Origin of the sequence: Campylobacter showae CSUNSWCD (assembly GCF_000313615.1) — a bacterium.
GTDB lineage: Bacteria > Campylobacterota > Campylobacteria > Campylobacterales > Campylobacteraceae > Campylobacter_A > Campylobacter_A showae_A.
In genome coordinates, this window is sequence record NZ_AMZQ01000008.1 from 23,548 (window position 1) to 43,457 (window position 19,910).

Annotated in this window: 20 protein-coding genes and 1 pseudogene; 2 read left to right on the forward strand and 19 right to left on the reverse strand. The window is 43.2% G+C overall.

Going from position 1 to position 19,910, the window contains the following annotated elements:
- Positions 1-47 precede the first annotated feature (47 nt).
- The 18 genes and pseudogenes from CSUNSWCD_RS05940 to CSUNSWCD_RS06025 form a co-directional block, all read right to left on the reverse strand.
- Entirely contained in the window at positions 48-440 is a 393-nt protein-coding gene (locus CSUNSWCD_RS05940) for a biopolymer transporter ExbD (RefSeq protein WP_009494953.1), read from the reverse strand.
- Positions 437-901, reverse strand: coding sequence for a MotA/TolQ/ExbB proton channel family protein (locus CSUNSWCD_RS05945; RefSeq protein ID WP_009494954.1), 465 nt, complete (start codon positions 899-901; stop codon positions 437-439). Before CSUNSWCD_RS05945 ends, CSUNSWCD_RS05940 begins: the two co-directional genes overlap by 4 nt.
- A 116-nt stretch (positions 902-1,017) precedes the next feature.
- Positions 1,018-1,407, reverse strand: a complete 390-nt coding sequence (gene atpC, locus CSUNSWCD_RS05950) for an ATP synthase F1 subunit epsilon (protein WP_002952434.1) — start codon at positions 1,405-1,407, stop codon at positions 1,018-1,020.
- Positions 1,408-1,424: 17 nt separating this feature from the next.
- Positions 1,425-2,822 (reverse strand): F0F1 ATP synthase subunit beta, encoded by a 1,398-nt coding sequence (gene atpD / locus CSUNSWCD_RS05955; protein ID WP_002947477.1) that lies wholly within the window; start codon positions 2,820-2,822, stop codon positions 1,425-1,427.
- A gap of 13 nt (positions 2,823-2,835) precedes the next feature.
- On the reverse strand, positions 2,836-3,720 hold the full coding sequence (gene atpG / locus CSUNSWCD_RS05960; RefSeq protein WP_009494955.1) for an ATP synthase F1 subunit gamma: 885 nt from the start codon (positions 3,718-3,720) through the stop codon (positions 2,836-2,838).
- Positions 3,721-3,729: 9 nt separating this feature from the next.
- On the reverse strand, positions 3,730-5,247 hold the full coding sequence (gene atpA, locus CSUNSWCD_RS05965) for a F0F1 ATP synthase subunit alpha (RefSeq protein ID WP_009494956.1): 1,518 nt from the start codon (positions 5,245-5,247) through the stop codon (positions 3,730-3,732).
- 12 nt (positions 5,248-5,259) lie between these two features.
- On the reverse strand, positions 5,260-5,790 hold the full coding sequence (locus tag CSUNSWCD_RS05970; RefSeq protein ID WP_009494957.1) for a F0F1 ATP synthase subunit delta: 531 nt from the start codon (positions 5,788-5,790) through the stop codon (positions 5,260-5,262).
- Positions 5,790-6,287 (reverse strand): F0F1 ATP synthase subunit B, encoded by a 498-nt coding sequence (locus CSUNSWCD_RS05975; RefSeq protein WP_009494958.1) that lies wholly within the window; start codon positions 6,285-6,287, stop codon positions 5,790-5,792. The genes CSUNSWCD_RS05970 and CSUNSWCD_RS05975 overlap by 1 nt, the downstream gene beginning before the upstream one ends.
- A 1-nt stretch (position 6,288) precedes the next feature.
- Positions 6,289-6,711, reverse strand: a complete 423-nt coding sequence (locus CSUNSWCD_RS05980) for a FoF1 ATP synthase subunit B' (RefSeq protein WP_009494959.1) — start codon at positions 6,709-6,711, stop codon at positions 6,289-6,291.
- Positions 6,712-6,809: 98 nt separating this feature from the next.
- A complete protein-coding gene (locus CSUNSWCD_RS05985) occupies positions 6,810-7,664 on the reverse strand; it encodes a ParB/RepB/Spo0J family partition protein (protein ID WP_009494960.1) in 855 nt (284 codons plus the stop codon).
- Between the two features lie 3 nt (positions 7,665-7,667).
- Entirely contained in the window at positions 7,668-8,450 is a 783-nt protein-coding gene (locus CSUNSWCD_RS05990) for a ParA family protein (protein WP_009494961.1), read from the reverse strand.
- 156 nt (positions 8,451-8,606) lie between these two features.
- The gene (locus tag CSUNSWCD_RS05995) at positions 8,607-9,242 is read right to left on the reverse strand and encodes a biotin--[acetyl-CoA-carboxylase] ligase (RefSeq protein WP_009494962.1); all 636 of its coding nucleotides are present in this window, start codon (positions 9,240-9,242) and stop codon (positions 8,607-8,609) included.
- Positions 9,243-9,302: 60 nt separating this feature from the next.
- Positions 9,303-10,238, reverse strand: a complete 936-nt coding sequence (gene fmt / locus CSUNSWCD_RS06000) for a methionyl-tRNA formyltransferase (protein WP_009494963.1) — start codon at positions 10,236-10,238, stop codon at positions 9,303-9,305.
- Positions 10,239-10,241: 3 nt separating this feature from the next.
- A complete protein-coding gene (gene obgE / locus CSUNSWCD_RS06005) occupies positions 10,242-11,297 on the reverse strand; it encodes a GTPase ObgE (RefSeq protein ID WP_009494964.1) in 1,056 nt (351 codons plus the stop codon).
- A 263-nt stretch (positions 11,298-11,560) separates the two neighbouring features.
- Positions 11,561-11,818, reverse strand: coding sequence for a 50S ribosomal protein L27 (gene rpmA, locus CSUNSWCD_RS06010; protein ID WP_002943616.1), 258 nt, complete (start codon positions 11,816-11,818; stop codon positions 11,561-11,563).
- A gap of 11 nt (positions 11,819-11,829) precedes the next feature.
- On the reverse strand, positions 11,830-12,144 hold the full coding sequence (gene rplU / locus CSUNSWCD_RS06015; RefSeq protein ID WP_009494965.1) for a 50S ribosomal protein L21: 315 nt from the start codon (positions 12,142-12,144) through the stop codon (positions 11,830-11,832).
- Between the two features lie 151 nt (positions 12,145-12,295).
- Positions 12,296-13,329: pseudogene (locus tag CSUNSWCD_RS06020) on the reverse strand (cytochrome-c peroxidase).
- Positions 13,330-13,853: 524 nt separating this feature from the next.
- Positions 13,854-14,810, reverse strand: coding sequence for a hypothetical protein (locus tag CSUNSWCD_RS06025; protein ID WP_009494969.1), 957 nt, complete (start codon positions 14,808-14,810; stop codon positions 13,854-13,856).
- Between the two features lie 133 nt (positions 14,811-14,943).
- Here CSUNSWCD_RS06025 and flhB point away from each other — a divergent pair, with 133 nt between their 5' ends.
- Positions 14,944-16,020 carry a flagellar biosynthesis protein FlhB gene (flhB, locus tag CSUNSWCD_RS06030; RefSeq protein ID WP_009494970.1) on the forward strand — a complete coding sequence of 359 codons (1,077 nt, stop codon included), beginning with the start codon at positions 14,944-14,946 and terminating at the stop codon, positions 16,018-16,020.
- 746 nt (positions 16,021-16,766) lie between these two features.
- Here flhB and CSUNSWCD_RS06035 read toward each other — a convergent pair.
- A complete protein-coding gene (locus CSUNSWCD_RS06035; RefSeq protein ID WP_009494972.1) occupies positions 16,767-18,446 on the reverse strand; it encodes an anaerobic C4-dicarboxylate transporter in 1,680 nt (559 codons plus the stop codon).
- 213 nt (positions 18,447-18,659) lie between these two features.
- Here CSUNSWCD_RS06035 and CSUNSWCD_RS06040 point away from each other — a divergent pair, with 213 nt between their 5' ends.
- Positions 18,660-19,910, forward strand: a complete 1,251-nt coding sequence (locus CSUNSWCD_RS06040; RefSeq protein WP_009494973.1) for a lactate racemase domain-containing protein — start codon at positions 18,660-18,662, stop codon at positions 19,908-19,910.

Sequence of the window (19,910 nt, forward strand, 5' to 3'; positions counted from 1 at the left end):
AAGCCGATAGTAAGAAGTAGCCGGAAGTGTTAAATTTGAGATCAAATTTATCCATTAGTCTGAAGCGCTACCTTTGTAAAGCCTGCGTTTTTTACGCTCTTTAAAACAAACATCACATCATCGTATATGAGGCTTTTGTCGGCCTTAATATAAACAGGCGAGTTTTTATCGTATTTTGCCCCGATAAGCACTATATTATCAGGAAGTTCGCGCAAATTCATGGTATTTTGATCTATTCTAACCTTTTTTGTGGCATCAACGATAACAGTCAAATCTTTTTTTTGAGCCGAGGATGTTTTAGTTTTTGAACCGTCCGGTAGCAAAATTTGCTCCTCATAAACGATAGTAGGCGTCGTAACCATAAGGATCGCCAGCAAAACAAGCATGATATCCACAAGCGGAGTTATGTTTAGCTCCGGAGTTTCGTCGAGATTTATCATTGATCTTCTTTAAGCGTTACTAGGATATCGACTTCGCGCCTGATGACGCCCATAAGCTCATAAGCTTTTCGTTTGATAAGTAGGCTAAAGGTATAAGCAGGAATCGCTACAAATATACCAGCTCCAGTAGCTACAAGCGCCTCGCTGATGGCGGGAGCGATAACGCCCAACGAAGAATTCCCTCCACCTTGACCAAGCCGAGAAAATGTCTCCAAGATAGAAACAACCGTACCAAAAAGTCCGATAAAAGGCGATGTAGAAGCAATAATACTAAGCCAAGTGATGCCGTTAGTAGCATTCCTCTCTGAAATACTAACCGCAACCGAAAGCTTTTCCTTAGATACGGAACCGCTTACGAACCTTTTTAAAACCGAGTCGTTTAGAGTATGCTTAGAGCCGCCCATCAATAGCGACTCAAGCGCATTTTGCTCTTTTTTTTGCCAAGAGCCAAGCCCTGCCATACGAGATAAAAGTATGGTAAGGCTTATTATGAAATAAAAAGAGAGCCAACTAAGTACAAATATGGTAATAAAACTACTTCTTGATAAGTAGTTCAAAAAAATATCAAGCCCAGCCACTATCTTGTCCGAGCCATACTATCTAGTTTTGCTACGGCAGCAGCCATAGCGTTGTTCTCGCTACTCATGCTAGCGATCAAATCCTTAGCCTTTTGCAATGAATTTGCTATCTCGCTCTCGGAATTTCCCGACACGTGAACGGCGCCATCGGCAAGGATGGTTGCCTTACCCTCGTTTATCTCGGCATATCCCCAGTTTATCGCAACGGCATCATGACTTTTATCTTCGCTCTCGATGTCTATAACGCCGGCTTTCAAAAGCGAGATAAGCGAAGCGTGCCCGGGTAAAACCCCGAACTCGCCCTCGCTACCAGGCAAAACTACGCTTTTGATATCGTTTGAAAACACTAAACCCTCAGGCGTAACGATTTCTAAATGTAATTTATTCATTACTTTTTCCTTTAAATTTAGGCTTTAAGTTTTTCAGCTTTTGCTATCGCCTCGTCGATGTTTCCTACCATATAAAATGCGTTTTCCGGCAAATCATCATATTTGCCTTCCAAAATTCCCTTAAAGCCAGCGATATTCTCTTCAAGACTTACATATTTACCAGGGCTTCCCGTAAACACCTCGGCAACGAAGAATGGCTGAGATAAAAATCTCTCGATCTTTCTAGCGCGGTCAACTGTGACTTTATCTTCCTCACTAAGCTCGTCCATACCAAGGATCGCGATGATGTCTTGAAGGTCTTTATATTTTTGTAAAACCGCCTGTACGCCGCGAGCTACTTTATAGTGCTCGCCACCCAAAATTTGAGGATCAAGCATTCTTGATGTCGAATCAAGCGGGTCAACCGCAGGATAAATTCCCTTTTCTGCAATAGCTCTGTTTAGAACGGTAGTTGCGTCAAGGTGCGCAAAAACGGTCGCAGGAGCCGGGTCAGTAAGGTCGTCCGCAGGAACGTAAACAGCCTGAACCGATGTAATCGAACCCTTCTTAGTCGATGTAATTCTCTCTTGAAATTTACCCATTTCGCTCGCCAAAGTCGGCTGATAACCAACGGCAGACGGGATACGTCCAAGAAGTGCCGACATCTCTGCACCCGACTGAGAGAAACGGAAGATATTGTCGATAAACATCAAAACGTCAAGTCCCATCTCGTCACGGAAATACTCAGCCATCGTTAGACCTGTTAGAGCAATACGATTTCTTGCCCCTGGTGGCTCGTTCATCTGGCCGTAGCACAAGGCGACTTTGTCCAAAACGTTACTCTCTTTCATCTCGTGATAAAGATCGTTTCCTTCACGAGTTCTCTCGCCAACACCCGCAAATACAGAGTAGCCGCTGTGTTTAAATGCAACGTTGTGGATAAGCTCCATGATAATAACCGTTTTGCCAACGCCGGCACCGCCGAATAGTCCGACCTTACCACCCTTTGCGTAAGGAGCCAAAAGGTCAACTACCTTTATGCCTGTTTCAAAAATTTCACTCTTTGTGCTTTGCTCTTCAAACGGTGGAGGATCGCGGTGAATAGACCATTTTTTGTCAAATTCTACGCCTTCGCCCTCGTCGATTAGATCGCCGACGACGTTGAAAATTCTGCCCAAAACTTTTTCGCCAACCGGAACGCTAATAGGCGCGCCAAGAGCCGTAGCCTCAAGGCCTCTAGTTAAACCTTCACTCATATCCATGGCGATCGTTCTTACGCGGTTATCGCCAAGATGTGCGGCAACCTCTAGTACAAGTCTATTTTGCTTGCCCTCAACCTCGAAATTTACTTCGACGGCTTCGTTGATCTTGGGTAAATAATCCGTGAAATCGACATCGACTACCGGACCCATTACCTGAGAAATGATACCTTTCATCCATACTCCTTAATTATTTCATTGATTCGACGCCACTGATGATCTCGATAAGCTCAGTGGTGATAGACTCTTGGCGAGCCTTGTTATACGATAGTTTTAGCTGCGCGACGCGCTCTTTAGCGTTATTAGTCGCATTATCCATCGCCTGCATTCTAGCGCTGTGCTCTGCCGCAAGGCTATCAACTAAAGCGTAATACATACTATACTCGAAATACTTCGTAAGTAGTTCGTTTAAAATTTTACCGTCGTCGCTCGGCTCAAATTCCATCAAAGAATTCGTCTCGACTTCGACGAGTTTCGGCGGCTCGACCGGCACGATATCGTTTATACGAATTTGTTGAGAGATCATATTATTGTAGCCGTTATGTACCAAAATAACCTTATCCGTCGCACCGCTTATGAAGTCGTCTATCGCGTCTTTTATGATATTTTGAGCTTTCTCATAGGTCGGAGACGAGCTCACGCCGACGTATTTTTCAAGCAAATTTATACCCTGGAAGCTAAAAAATTCTATACCTTTTTTACCTACCGCGCGGAGTCTTATCTTTACTTTTTTCGCCTTAAATTCGTTAATCATATTTCTAACGGTTTTAATAGTCTGAATATTAAAACCGCCGCAAAGACCCTTGTCTGCGGTGACGAATATAATATCAACCTTCTCGATATTCTCCTTAACGTCGAAAAATTTACTCTCGGCGTTTACGGAGCGATATTGGTTGATTTTATAGGCAATTTCAGATAAAACTTCGTTGATCTTGAGCGCATAAACCCTAGAGTGACGAGCTGCCTCTTCAGCCTTGCGAAGTTTGGCTGTAGACACCAGCTTCATCGCGCGCGTTGTCTTTTGGGTGTTTTGGACGCTCTTGATCTTTCGTTTTATATCTTTTAAATTTGACATATTCTAGCCTTAATTAGCAGCAAACGTCGCTTTAAAGTCTTTTAGCGCCTTATGCAAAAGTTCCTCAATTTCTTTATCGAGTACTTTTTTAGTTCGAATTTGCTCGAAAATTTCAGGATATTTCGCCTCAACATAAGGATATAGCTCAGCTTCAAATTTTGTAACCGCTACAGTCGGGATATCATCTAAGTAGCCTTTCGTACCGGCAAAGATAATAACGACTTGCTTTTCAACGGCTAGTGGGCTATAAGGAGGCTGTTTTAACACCTCGACCATCCTCTGACCGCGCTCGAGCTGTTTTCTAGAGCTTTCGTCTAGGTCACTCGCAAACTGTGCAAACGCTTGAAGTTCGCGGTATTGCGCAAGGTCAAGTCTCAATGTTCCAGAAACTTGTTTGGTTGCCTTTATCTGAGCCGCACCACCGACGCGAGAAACCGAAAGACCGACGTTGATCGCAGGGCGGATACCTGAGTTAAATAAATCGGACTCAAGGAAAATTTGACCGTCAGTAATAGAAATAACGTTTGTTGGAATATACGCAGAAACGTCGCCAGCTTGCGTCTCGATAATAGGAAGCGCTGTTAGAGAACCTGCGCCCAGCTTATCATTTAGCTTAGATGCGCGCTCTAGCAAGCGAGAGTGTAGATAGAAAACGTCGCCTGGATAAGCCTCGCGGCCCGGCGGTCTGCGAAGAATCAAGCTCATTTCGCGGTATGCGACGGCGTGCTTTGACAGATCGTCATAGATGATTAGGGCATGGCGAGAATTATCTCTAAAATATTCGCCCATTGTTACGCCCGCATATGGAGCTAAGTATTGAAGCGCGGCAGCGTCTGATGCGCCTGCATTTACGACGATAGTGTACTCCATAGCACCGTACTCTTCAAGCTTTTTAACTACTTGTGCGACTGTTGATTGTTTTTGTCCGATCGCGACGTAGATACAAATAACATCTTGACCTTTTTGGTTGATGATGGTATCTATTGCGACGGTGGTTTTACCGGTTTGGCGGTCACCAATGATGAGCTCGCGTTGTCCGCGACCGATCGGCACTAGCGCATCGATAGCCTTGATACCTGTTTGAAGCGGCTCATGAACGCTTTTTCTAGCCATAATACCTTTTGCTTTTTCCTCGACAAATCTAGTTTCGCTAGCCTCGATAGGACCTTTAGCATCTATCGGCTCGCCGAGCGAGTTTACGACGCGACCTATTAGCGCATCGCCTACTGGAACGCGCAAAAGTTTAGCTAGGCGTTTTACGCTAGAACCCTCTCTTATGCCGTCCGTTTTACCCAAAATAACGATACCGACACTACTTTCCTCAAGGTTTAGAGCCATGCCTTTTTCACCGTTTTCAAACTCGACCATCTCGCCGGCCATAACGTTTTTTAGACCGTAAACGTTAGCAACGCCGTCGGCTACGGATATAACTTTGCCCGTCTCATTTACATCGACATTAAGGCTGAAATTTTCAATCCTTTCCTTGATGATGGCGCTGATTTCATCTGCTTTTATTTTTGCACTCACGCTTTTTCTCCTTTATATTGCTTTTAATATGTATTCGCTCATTTGGGCTTTTAGCCTATCTACCGAAAAACTAGCCTCCACACCCAAATCGTCTAGCTCGATCTTAATGCCGTTATAGTCGCTTTTTACCGGCTCTAAAATGATTTTTGCGTTAAATCTTTTAGAAAAGCTACTTTCAAGCTCTGAAATTTGAGCCTGACTGATCTGCGAGCCGCCGTAAATTTTGCCGTAAAAAACATTATCCATTTTTGACTTTTGCGCTAAAAGCTCCGAAACGATATTAGGCAAAATATCAAGTCTTTTATTTTCGCCAAGCAGTTTTATGAAATTTACAAATTTCTGATCCGCCTCGCCGACTAAAGATAGAACAAAATCCGCTTTTTGGCTATTTTTTAAATTTGGTGAAACGATGATGTTTTGAAATTTTTCATTTGCGAATGCGTTTGCGATCTCTTGTAGCTTGGCGGTAAAGTTATTAAACTCATCCTTGCTAAGGTCGCTAACTAGGGCTTTTACGTATTTTTTTGCGATAAGTTCTTTCATTAGCCGACCCTCTTAAGCATAATATTGATAAGCTCGCTTTGATCCATTTTTACACTGTCGCTTGCGAAAATTTCATTTAAAATTTCGCCCACAACGGACTTAACCATGCGTCTTTTTTCAAATTCTTTTTGATCCTGGAAGCTTTTTTCCAAATTTGCGACCTCTTGTCTTGTCTCTTCTTTGATGCGATCAGAGATTAAAACAGCCTCTTTTCTAGCGGTCTCTACCAGGCTAGCAGCGTTTGCCTTAGCCTCTTCTACACGTCTTAGAGCGTCGTCTTTTTTAGCCTTTGAGTCTTTTAGTTTTTGCTCGATATTATCAAGCCTCGCCGCGATACCGGCAATTCTTCCCTTGTAAGCATTTTTGATAGGGTTTGCTATAAAATAATACAAAATAGCGGCAAAAACGATAAAGTTTATAGTTCTAGGCACTATGTCGTATCCGCCGTCCGCCATCAAAACAAAAGGACATAATAAAAGTAAAATTTTGCTTTTCATATTAAATCCTTGCAAGTTTTGCTTTTAAAGCGGCTTGAAGTTCAGGCAATTTTTGTTGCAAGTCAGCTCTAAAATCGCTCTTTTGAGTGTTTAAATTTTGGATAAAAGCATCATAATCAGCCTCCAAAACTCCGCGTCTTTCGTTCACTATCTTAGCAGCAGCGTCTTTTGCCGCATTGATAGCTTCCTGCTTGATCTTGCTCGCTTCGCTCCTTGCGGTAGCTATGAGCTGTTCTATCTGCGCTTCGTACACGCCAAGATCGCTCGTATTTTTGCTAGCGCTCTCTTCGTCGTTTTTTATCGCATCGTTCCTAGCGTCTATAAATTTAAGTAGAGGCTTGTAAAGGATGGAATTTAAAACGGCGATAAGCCCTAGAAAAATAACTGCCGTCAGGACGACTAACGGCAAATTAATTTCCAACATCAAATCTCCTTAAAGTTTAATATTTTCTTAAGCATAATAAAATCGTGCTTATTTTACAAAAAAAAAGGATAAAATAAGCTAAATTTAAATAAATATTTTTATTTTATCTTGTTTATTAACCTATCGATATCCGCTATATCACCAAATTCAATAGTGATTTTGTTTCCTTTTATCTTAACCGGTACGTCAAATTTGGAAAAAATCTCTTTCAAATTTACAAGTCTTTCGAGATATCTTTCATCTAGCTTAAGCACAGTTTTAGACGGTAATTTATTTTTTAAATTTTTTACCAGATTTTCAGTCTCGCGTACGCTAAGGCGTTGTCCAATTATAGTATCGACTGCCGTTTTTTCATCGTTTGGCTCAAGACCTACAATGACTTTAGCATGCCCTTGCGTCAGTTTACCCTCTTTTATATACTCTTGGGTTGCAGAACTGAGACTCAAGAGCCGCATGGTATTTGTTATCTGAACCCTACTTTTATGAATAATGTTTGCGAGCCCATCCTGCGTAATTTTATATTCATCTATAAGTTCTTTATAGGAATTTGCGAGCTCAATAGGATTTAAGTCTTCTCTTTGGATGTTTTCTATGAGAGCTAGTTCGCGTAAACTTTGACTCTCGATGTCGGCGACTATGGCCTTTATCTTACTTTCGCCCAGTAGCTTAGTCGCGCGAAATCTCCTTTCGCCTGCGATCAGCATATATCCGCCGTCTTTTTCTATAACTATGATAGGCTGTATGAGACCGTGTCTTTTGATGCTTTCACTAAGCTCCCTTAGTGCCGTTTCGTCGAAATTTTTACGCGGCTGATACGGATTTTCAGTAATTAGTTCAAGGTCTATGTCTTTTATTATATCACTATTACCTTCACTTATTTCAGCCTTATACGCCAGCTCAACATCGCCCAAAATCGCCTCTAGTCCGCGCCCTAGTCCGCCTTTTTTAGCCATTAGTTATCCTAAAATACAACATGCTAAATTTTGATACGCTACTGAGCCAGGCGATTTTATGTCGTATAAAATCACCGGCTTACCAAAACTCGGACTTTCGGCGAGCTTCACGTTTCGCGGCACCACCACGAACTCATCACTTATATCCTTGTTTTTAAACAGTTTATCTTCAAAATGCTGCTTTAAATTTGCAACGGTTTCTTTTGCTAAGTTATTTTGCGAACTATACATAGTAGGCAAAAAGCCTTTTATAGTTAGTTTTTTATTAATCGTTTGTTTGATTATTTTTATGGTATTTAATATCTGCGCCAAGCCCTCTAATGCATAAAATTCGCACTGGATAGGGATTATCACGCTATCGCTAGCGCTTAGGGCATTTACTGTAATACTGCCAAGTGCCGGAGGACTATCGATTATAATAAAATCGTACTGCCCCTTAACTTCTTCAATCTTGGTCTTTAGTATCTTTTGATAGTCTTTACTCTGCTCGCTTAGCTCTTGCTCGATGCCTACAAGACCGATGTTTGAAGGAGCTAGAAAAAGCGTCGGGATTTCGGTTTTTAGGACGATTTGCGAGAGTTTTTTACGGCCTGTTAAAACGTGATAGATATTGTACTCGTAGTCGTTTCTGCTAAAGCCCATACCAGTAGTCGCATTAGCCTGCGGATCTATGTCGATGAGTAGAACTTTTTTTTCAGCTACCGCTAGCGATGCGGCCAAATTTACCGCGGTGGTCGTCTTTCCGACGCCGCCTTTTTGGTTTGCAATAGTTATAATTTCACACATGATAATATCCAAATTTTGTTTTTAATTGATTAATTTTACAAAAAACTTACTTTGGCCAAGTTTAGTTTCGGCTTTAAAATTTCTGAAAGAATTTAGTAGCGCGTCCCTGCCGATATTTCGCAAAAATATTAAATTTTACGTCAAATTTAAGCATATTTATCTAAGAGAAAAAACTCTTCGTCCCTCTATGTCTAAAGAGCCGTCAGGCAGGAGTTTTGCGTATTTAAGCGACATCTCTTCGCCATCAAAGTGCGTGATAAATTCTCTTGATTTTTTAAATTCGCTCTCAAATTTTTTAAAAATTTCAGCCCAAGACGGAGCTGCTTGTAGCCTTTTGCAAAACTCCCCGACCGCAGCGCTAGGACTTACCTCTATATCTAAAATTCCAGCATTTTCTGGCGCATTTTTTAGATTTATACCCATGCCGCAAACGTAAACTTCGCCGACTCTCGTCGTCAAGGTTCCGCCGATTTTTTTGTCGCCGACATAAAAATCATTAGGCCATTTTAGCCAGATTTGCGAGCCGCGAGCCGCGAGCACTTCGCGCATTATCATCGAAAAGTAAATCGATGCCGATTCGCCTTTTAGGTCGGCGGGCAGCGCCGTCTCGCTCATGCAAAATGAAAAAAACAGATTGCCCTCCAGCCCGCTCCACGTGTTGTTTCTGCTGCCGATGCCCTGCGTCTGCTCTTTTGCCACGAGCGCAAAAGGCGGCTGTATTTCGCCGTTTCGCAGTCCTTCGACCAGAACTTTTTGCGTAGAGGGGACGCTATCTGCGAACTCTATTCTCAAATTTAGTTCCTTTTGAGTTTACGTTAAATTTATACGACAGACGCTTGATTTAATTCAAATTTACGACGCTATATCGCCGACGCCAAGCCGTTTGCCGTTTAGATACGCGCTAGCGTCCACCGGCTTTTTGCCCGGCTCTTGCACCTTCGCGATCTTAACCGTACCCTTGCCGCACGCGACGTAAAAGCCGAGCTTGTCGACGCTTAAAATTTCGCCTGCACGTTCAAATTTACGCGCGCTAGATTCGCGCAAAAGCTCTAGTTCCAAAATTTTGAGTCCGCTAGCTAGATAAATCCCCGGCCAAGGCGTCAGCGCTCTAAATTTATTATAAATTTGCTCCGCACTCTGTTCAAAGCCAAAAAGTCCGTCGGATTTTACTATTTTTTTGCAGTGCGTGGCCTGCGCGTCGTCCTGCTTTAGCGGCTTTAAATTTGCAAAATTTAGCAACACTCGCACTATCAGCTCGCCCGCCAGATCCCCCAGCTCGTCAAATAGTTGCGCTGCCGTTTTATCCTCGCAAGGCGTGTAATCAAAATCAAGCATATCGCCCGTGTCAAGCCCCGCGTCCATCAGCATCGCCGTCACGCCAGTCTGCTTCTCGCCGGCCAAAATCGCGCTTTGAATGGGGCTTGCGCCGCGGTATTTGGGCAGGATCGAGGCGTGCAGGTTTATGCAAGGCGCGATATCAAGGACGGCTTGCGGCAAAATTTTACCGTACGCCGCAACCACGATAAAATCAGGCTTTAGCTCTTTTATCTGAGCCGCGATCGCCTCATCTTTTAAGCTAACGGGCTGAAAGATTGGTGCAGCTGGAAGGTGCTGCTGCGCATAAATTTTAACTTCGCTCGGAGTTAAAATTTGCTTCCTGCCCACAGGCTTGTCGGGCTGCGTAAATACGGCCGCGATCTCAAATTTCGCCTCCGCAAGCGCGCGTAAAATTTTAGCCGCGTATTCGGGCGTACCCATAAAAACTATGCTAGATTTTTTCTCGCTCATAGCTCAAAGCTCCTTTTTAAGTAGTTCAAGCAGGTTGAATTTTAGCTCGTTTATATTTTGCCCAGTCGCCGAAGATATCGGTATTACAAAAAACGGCTTGGCGGCGTTAAATTCATAAATGTCTTGCTTAAATTTCATCTCGCCAGCCGTGCCAGAAAGCCCCAAATGCGATAAAAACGCGTCAAATTTTTCCTGCAAATTTTCTGCCGCGTCCGCGCGGGTTAGAGCGATCGCGTAGTCTCTTTGTGCAAGCTCGCCGGAAAATTTCGCCGTCTCGGCCCTCAGCGCGTCAAACTGCTCCTCGAGACTACGGTAGTTCGCAAGATCGAGCATAAAAAGCAAAATTTTCGTGCGCTCGACGTGTTTTAAAAACTGCACGCCAAGACCGCGCCCCTCGCTTGCGCCCTCGATAATGCCCGGAATATCGGCTATGACAAAGCCGCTGTATTCATCGACCTCGACGAGGCCGAGTTTTGGCGTGAGAGTGGTAAACTCGTAGTTTGCGATCTGAGGCTTGGCATTTGAGACGGTCGAGATAAGCGTGCTTTTACCAACATTTGGAAAGCCTACGAGTCCCACGTCGGCGATGAGCTTAAGCTCCAGTCGCACCTCGCGCGTCTCGCCTTCGAGGCCTTTTTGCGCGTATTCTGGGGCTTGATTGATCGAGCTTTTAAAATGTACGTTGCCAAGCCCGCCCTTGCCGCCTTTTAAAAATAGCTCGCGCTGCCCCTCGCTCGTTAAATCGCAGAGTAACTCGCCCGTCTCGGCGTCCAGCACCGCGGTACCGGGAGGCACGATGAGCTCTAGGTGCTCGCCTCTTTTGCCGTGCATTCTGCGCCCCGTGCCCGCCTCGCCGTTTTGCGCGCGCATGGCCTTTTTGCCTTTATAAGCCGCTAGCGTGTGTGTGTTGTTATCAGCGACGAAATACACATCCCCGCCGTCGCCGCCGTCGCCGCCATCCGGTCCGCCTAGAATCACGTGCTTTTCGCGGCGAAAGCTCACCGAGCCGGCCCCGCCGTGACCCGAGCTTAGAGTTAAATTTACGCTATCTATAAACATTTTTTGCCTTAGTTTTTAAATTTTATTCTATTATTTTTAGTTTGTTATTTTGCGAAATTTTCGGATTATATCGGTTTATTGATTAAAATTTGATTTGCCGAAAAGTTCAAACGATTTGCCAAGCATCGTTATTAGCACAATACAAATGGTCAAATTTTAAAATTTGACGAACGATGTGAGGATCATTTTTGTTATATAAAAGCTTTTTTGGATTTTAAAAATTTGGATGATTTTAAAAGAAAAAGGGGCTTTCGCCCCAAGGATTACGCAGCAGGATAAACTGAAACTTTTTTTCTATTTTTATCTAGTCTTTCGAATTTAACGAAACCGTCGATTAGAGCGAAAATCGTGTGATCTTTGCCTAGACCGACGTTGCTGCCCGCGTGAGTAGCGGTGCCGCGCTGGCGGATGATGATGTTGCCCGCACGAACGAATTCGCCGCCGAATTTTTTAACGCCTAAGCGTCGTCCGATACTATCTCGGTTATTCTGGGTTGAGCCTTGACCTTTTTTGTGTGCCATTTCTTATCTCCTTAAGCTGCGATACTTACGACTTTTACGCGTGTAAACTGTCTTCTAAAGCCGCGTTTTAGTTTTGAGTCTTTACGTCTGCGTTTTTTGTAGATAACTACTTTTTTGTCTTTGCCTTCATTAATGACCTCAAGAACAACTTTTGCACCCTTAACAAATGGCGCACCTACCTTTACTTCGCCGTCGTTTACAGCTAGAACTTCTGTAATTTCAACAGTTGATTTAGCTTCAGCGCTAAAGTGATCTAGCTTAAGGAACTCGCCCTCGCTAACACGATATTGCTTACCGCCATGCTTAAATATAGCGTATTTTGACATACTCTACCTTTCTAAATTTGGTAAGACCAAAAAGCGCTTTTGGATTTCAAAAGACTTGGGGAGCTTTGTTGGTTGTAAGAGACGGATAATACCCAAAAATTTATAAATTTAAGTTGAATGAGGCGGAAATTTATCCGCCTTTTTGTTTAGTTTAGTAGTCGAGTTCCGGTTTTGGGGTCTTTTCGGTAGATGCAGGAAATGACGGATATTCGACTTTAGGCATTTTGCCTGTTAATGAATTTAAAAACGTCACTATATCGGCAGCTTCTTTATCATTTATCTCGATACCTAACTGTACGCTACCCATCATCTTGACGGCATCTTTTAGCGACCAAACCGCACCGTTGTGGAAATATGGAGCCGTTAGCTCGATATTGCGCAGTGTAGGAGCTTTTACTAGGCCATTTGCGTCGCCTTTAAAGTCGCCCAAATTTGCAAATTCGTATTTGCCCGCAACCTCAAACGGCTGCAAAGTACCGCCCAAATTTATACCGTTGTGACATGTGGCGCAGCCTTTGTCGATGAAGGTTTTTAGGCCTTTTTTCTCAGCACCGCTTAGTGCAGCCTCGTCGCCTTCTAAAAATTTATCGAATCTAGACGGAGTTACGAGCGTTCTTTCAAAGATACCTATGGCCGTCGTTACTAACTCAAAGCTCACATCGCTATTAAACGCAGCTTTAAACTCGCTCACATAGGCAGGGATAGATTTTAGCCTCTGCTCGACTAACTCTGGGGTAGATGCCATCTCCGGCATTGCAGTCATCGGGCCGGCAGCCTGAGCGGCTAGGTGAGCGGCGCGTCCGTCCCAGAACTGCACCGAGTTAAATACCGAGTTATAAACAGTCGGAGCATTTACGTGATGAGGTTTGGAGTCCATTTGTGGCCGGTAGATGCAGGTACGCCGTCTGCTCCGCCTAGGCCTAAGTTGTGACAGGTGTTGCAGCTAATGATGCCGGATTTTGATAATCTCGGATCAAAATAAAGCCTCTTGCCAAGCTCATACGCAGCCATAGTGGTTGGGTACTTCTCAGCATCCGGAGAAGCTTCGTTTATCGCCTTGATTAGCGCTTTTGGATCGCTAGGGATAGCGACTAGACCCGTATCTAGTGCGTCTTGGATCAAATTTTGAGCGCTTAGCGCAGTTGCCAGCACCGCTGAACCTAGTAAAACGGACTTGATTTTCATTAAATGCTCCTTTGAAAATAAAATTAGAATGTGATTGTAATGTTTTTTAGGTTAAATACAAATAAATTTTATTGTTTATTAGAAATTATTTTTAAGTATTTATAATTATTTAAGATAAAATATATCTTATTTATTATTATTAGATAGTATAAATTATTAAATTTCCTTATCAAATTTACGGCAGTATTCCTGTTTTACGAGTACTTCGTTTTAGGTATAATCGCCCGAATTTAACATTTTTGAAGCAAAAACTAAGAAAAATAAGAAGCCTATATAAAAAATCAAATAGACACTCAAAAGCCCTTCGCGGATAAAAGAAGCAACTTATGCCGTAGAGGCGCGTAAGCCCGGCAAGCTCATCCATGTCGTCGTTTTTTAAGCAGTTTCGAGAAAAATTCAAATTTAAAGTCGTAAAGCCTATAAACAAGCGAATGAATAACTTTTTAAAAACTCATTCTCGTCAGTATTTGCATGCTTTTACGCTAAATTTTCAGCCTCTTTAAAAACTAGCTCGACCTCTTTTATTATTTTAAGCTCATTGTGATATCGTCTGCTAAATTTCTTATCATAGAGGTATGATCTAGGAAAAATGTTTTATCGTTTGGCAAATGCGGCTGATCTATGAGTGTTTTGGCTGCTGGTGCGCTTAATATCACATTTATCAGTTCAAACTCAGGCGGCAAAGTAAAATAGAGTTTTGGCTTTGGAATTTCATTTTGAAAGAGCCTTTGTGCGTAAAATTTACTGAAATTTTCGTTTTTTGGTAGCTTTATCTTTTTAAAGAGCTCAAATGGCAAAAAGTAACGCGCTAGTGCGTGAAGTCCGTGTGCGAAGATGTAGAGGCGCTTTTCAAATTTAGGCGCCTCCGTCCTGCCAAAAGTGGAGCAAAATTTCTGCAAATGTTCGCTCATGGCAGCCGTATCTTTTTCATGCAAGGCTAGTACAAATTTAACTGCCTCTCTTTCGTTTGCTGGCTTTTTGGACTCTGCAAAAGTGCGTGCTTTTTCTAGGGCAGGGGCAAGTAAATTTTCATCTTGCCAAAGCATCGCTGTGAGCAGATCGTGCATGACGCATATAAATTTATAGCCGTTTTTGCTAGGCGGCAGGCCTTTTGGAAAGATCCTTGCCATACTATCTGTGTCGCCGCAAGCGATAGCAAAAAACGCTGGTATGAGCTTTTCGCACTGGTCATATCCGCCGCTGCAGCCCGGGAGTAAATTTAGCTTAGCGTATTGAAAAATGAGATCATTTAGCGCCTCGGCGTCGCCCTCAGCTAGGCATTTTTCAAGGCAAAAGTCATAGCGCCTAGCTCTTGAAAAAGAGAGCGATCGTATGAGCTCACATAAAAAGTCGTATTCGTTTAAATTTTTCTCTTTTATCTCGGTGTAAATGCTTGCATACTCGTCTAAAAGTAGCTCTTCATCGCTTTTTGGTGGTTTTTTAGCTTTAAAAATGTTAAATAATCCATCTAAAAATGACATTTTGCGTCTCCTTATTTTTGCTAATTTTAGCCAAAAATGCCTTATTTTTTTCACGTGCAAAAGGCGACTTTGGCGGATAGTTTAACCTTGTTTTGGCTATAATCGCCCAAATTTAAGCAAGCTCAGGAAAAAGATGGCAGGCGAAGATCAGGAAAAAACCGAAGAACCCACCTCCAAAAAGATCGAAGACGCGCGCAAGGACGGCAACGTCCCCAAAAGCCAAGACCTCGCGGGCTTCGTCACGCTCGCGGTCGCGATCTTCGTCGTTGTGGCGCTTCTTGGCTTCATTGGCGATCAGTTTTTCACGCTGTATAACTACTATCAGAGCCTAATCGGCCAGGAGTTTACGCGCAAGCTGCTCTTTAGCGTCGCGATTACGACGATATTTCGCACGCTGCTCATCATCCTACCCATCGCCGTTTGCATCGCAATCGCGGGCGTCGTCGCCAACCTCATGCAGTTTGGATTTATATTTACGACCAAGCCTTTGGAGCCAAATTTAAACAAAATCAACCCGATAAAAGGGCTCAAAAATCTCTTTTCACTCAAAAAACTGATAGATGGCATCAAAATGGTGCTCAAGGTCACGGCGGTTTTCACGGTCGGATTTTTGATGTTTTTAAGCTTTATCAAAGAGCTACCGCATACGCTCTTTTTCTCGATGGCGGCGCAGCTAGCGTGGCTAAAAGAAAAAATGCTGATTCTAGCCGCCGTGATGCTCATCGTGATGTTTATCATCGGGCTTCTTGACGTACTGATCGTGCGTTTTCAGTATTTTCGCGACCTAAGAATGAGCAAGCAGGAGATCAAGGACGAATACAAGCAGATGGAGGGCGACCCGCAGGTCAAAGGTCGCATCCGTCAGCTGCAAATGCGAGCCGCGCGCAACAGAATGATGCAAAATATCCCGCAAGCAGACGTCATCATCACAAACCCGACCCACTACGCCGTCGCCCTTCGCTACGACAAAACAAAGGAAAAAGCGCCCGTGATCCTAGCTAAGGGCGTGGATTTTCTAGCGCTTCGCATCAAGCAAATCGGAGTAGAAAACAACGTCAAAATCGTCGAAAATCCGCCGCTAGCGCGCGAACTATACAAGATGTGCGAGGTGAACGATATGATACCTGCGGAGCTCTTTCGCGCCGTCGCCGAGGTGCTAAGCTTCGTCTATATGAGCGACAAACAAAAATTCGGCGATAGACTGAAGTGAAATTTAAATTTGACTTTTTGGCTGTAAATTTGAAGTTAAATTTGAGATCAAATTTGCGCCGCTCAAATTTGGATAAATTTTAGCATTTTACCTGCCGAGACCCGAATCTTGAAAATGTCAAAATTTACTTTGGTAAAATTTAAATAAAAATTTTAAAAATTTGCTTTCAAGCCCGCGACGCTTTGCCTGCAAGGCAAAGCAGTGTCGCCACCTTAAAAGCGTCGTAGGGGATGGGGGATTGTCAAGGGGGAAGGGAGCGACTTCGCAATTCAAGCCCCTTCCCCCTTGACAGGAAAGCAGAGCAGCATCAAAATCTGGCCGAATCAAATTTGACATTTTCAAGATACGGGTCTCGGCGAGTAAAATTTGCAAATTTGAAATTTGATTATAAGAAATCGAGGCGAAGTATCGCGAGATGATTTTTCGAGTTTTCTGCTTCGCAAGCTCGCAGCTGCAAGCAGAAGAAGTTAAAATTTGACAAAGATAAGGCATATAGCTTACCCAGTCAAATTTTAACGAAATCCGCAAAAAGCACTCGCGAGACAAGCTATTAAAATAAAAAGGCGAAGTATTTTTTCTTTTTACTTCGCGCAAGCGCTCGTAACGAGATTTCGCTACGAGGAGACGAGGCGGAAACGACGGAGGCAAGGGAGCGGACTAGTCGTCCGTGACCGAAGCCGACCGAGTTTCCAACGAAGTATAAAGGGAAAAGACAAGCCGCAAAAGCAGCTTGTCTAAAAGCAAGATTATTTAATAAATCCGTATAGGTTAGCTAACACCCAACCCACTGCACACGAACTAAACACGCCGATAAAGCCTGGGATGATAAAGCTGTGGTTGATTACATATTTGCCAATATGTGTTGTACCTGAGCGGTCAAACTGAACAGCTGCAAGGTCGCTTGGATATGTTGGTAGAATGAAGTATCCATAGCAAGCAGTTGCAAACGCAATAATAACACCTGGATCAATGCCGATCTGAACAGCAAGCGGCACGAAAGTCGCAGCAGCAGCAGCTTGAGAGTTTAGGAACTTAGAAATCAGCATACCTACTACGATATACATCCACGGATAGGCTCTCATCACCTCTCCTAGCGAGCCTTTTAGCATCTCGATGTGAGAGTGGAACATTGTTTCAGCCATCCAGCTGATGCCGTAGATCGCTACGAGCGCGACCATACCGCTGTGGAAGATCTCGTTTTGAGCGATCTTAGCAGCCTTGATGCCTGAGTAGATCATCATGATGGACGCGGCCAGTAGCATGAAAATTTGGATCGTATCGACCATACCTAGGGGCGCAGTCTTTTTCATAGTATCTTTTACTACGATACTAGCGTTTGCGACGGTTTCGGTTTTACCCTCTTTGGTTATGACGACGTTGCCGTCTTGAAGTACGATAGTTTGAGTTACTTTTTTGTCTTTATCTAGAACTTCTACATTCGTAAATTTAGTAGCGTCTTTTACTTTATTGTCTTTTACGTTTGAGACGACTTTGCTATCATCTACGGTAGATACTACTTGACCGTCTTTTACGGTGATGTTTTTAACTACTTTTTTATCTACTACAATTTCGATAGATTTGCCAGGGACGTCGCTAGTCCAGCTAGGGCGGAGTTGTTTATAGTAGCCTAGAACCGCCACGATAGCGATAGTAGCTAGGAATATCCACATCACGTTCCACTGTTTAGCAGGAAGTTTTACGCCGATTAGCGAATGAGACTCATCAGAACCATATATATATTTTTTTTGTTCTGGATCGGCTATTTTTGCCTGAAATTCTGGGTCTTTATCAAGATCCTTGCCTCTAAATACTGAGTAAGTTCCTATACAGAGCACGCCCAAAAATGTAGAAGGAATGGTAACTTTTAATAGATCAACATAGCTTGTAAAGCCCTCAATATGAACTGTGCCAGTACCAAGAAGAACAGCAACCATAGACACACCAGCAACTGAAACAGGGCTTGCGATAATAGCAAGTTGTGACGAGATCGTAGTCGCAGCCAGCGGTCTTTCCGGACGGATACCGCTTTTCATTGATACATCATAGATGATCGGTAAAAGTGTATAAACTGTGTGACCAGTACCACATAGCACCGTTAGTGTCCAGCCGCAAATCGGCGCAAGATAACAGACTAGTTTTGGATGCTTTCTAAGCGCTTTTTCAGCGATCTGAAGCATAACATCAAGACCACCAGCAGCTTGAAGCGTAGCAGATGCTACGACGACGGCTAGGATCGTTAGGATGACGTCTACTGCCGGTTTGCCAGGCTTCATACCGAATGCAAATACCAAGATAACAAGACCGATGCCGCCTAGTACACCTAGCGCCATACCGCCTTTTTTAGCACCGTAGAATAGACATCCGAGCACTACGATTAGTTGGAGAGTGAACTGAGTGCTTTCACTCAAACTGGTTAGAAATTCCATTTTTTCTCCTTTTTGGAAATTACGCCGCGATTATATAAATATTAAAATTAAATACTAATAAAAAAATTAAAAATACATTTGTAAGTATTAATCATATATTTAACCAAATTTGATGCGCCGCTAGTCAAATTTAATCGATCTAAATGCATTTAAAAGAAAATTTGATATATAATCCTAAGACTAAAAATTAATAAATCTGCTTAAGGAGCAAACATGCAAATCCCTATCGCTTATGGCAAAGACGACCACATAAATTTAAAAATAGACGAGAAAAACCTGCTTGGAGTTTTTGACCCAAACAAAGTTGCTAAATTTGACGAAGCAGCGCTCATCGCAAAGGCTTTGGCAAATCCAATAAACCAAAAAAGCTTTGATGAGTTTATCGCCGGCGATGAAAAGATCGTTATCATCGTAAATGACGGCACAAGGCCTACGCCAACTGCTAAAATTTTAAAGCAAATTTATCCAAAACTTCGCGATAAAAATAAAATTTTTATCATCGCCACCGGCTGCCACAGAGAGGGTACGCTAGATGAATACAATATGATATTTTCTAAAGAAATTTACCCTGAAATTAGAGCCAAAAACGAGGTTCATGACCACGATTCAAAGCACGATGAGATGGTATTTTTAGGCGAGAGCAAAAACGGCACGCAGATGTATCTAAACAAAATCGTTGCCGAAGCTAAAAAAGTGATCGTTATAGGTTCAGTCGAGCCGCACTATTTTGCTGGCTACACTGGCGGTAGAAAGGCGTTTTTGCCAGGCACTGCCTCATACGAGAGCATCACGCAAAACCACAAACTAGCTCTTAGTCCTGACGCTCAGGCACTGCGCCTTGAGGGCAACCCTGTGCATGAAGATATGATCGATGCGATGAAGGTGCTTTCAAACATCGATGTCTTTTCTATACAGACGGTGCTTGATAGCGAACATGGCGTCTATTACGCAAGTGCTGGCGATCTAAATGATAGTTTTTATGACTGCGTTAAAAAGGCTGATGAGGTCTTTTGCGTAAATATCCCACAAAAAGCCGACATCGTGATCTCGGTAGCGCCTTATCCTATGGATGTTGATCTTTATCAGGCGCAAAAGGCGTTAGATAACGGCAAACTAGCGCTTGCAAAGGATGGAATTTTAATAATGGTCGCAAAATGCCGCACAGGCATCGGCCCAAAACCTTTTTTTGACCTTATGGCATCGGCCGACACGCCAAAAAAGGTGCTTGAAAAGATAAATTCTGGCTTTAAGCTTGGCTACCACAAGGCTGCTAAAATGGCTGAAATTTCGCTCTGGGCGCAGACTTGGGCTGTGACTGATCTAAGCGATGATGAGATGAAAGCCGTACATTTAAAGCCATATCACGACCTACAAAAGGCTATAGATGAGGCACTAGCACAAAAAGGTGCAAACGCAAAAATAATCATCTTGCCGTTTGGCTCTATGACTGTGCCTAAGGTTTAA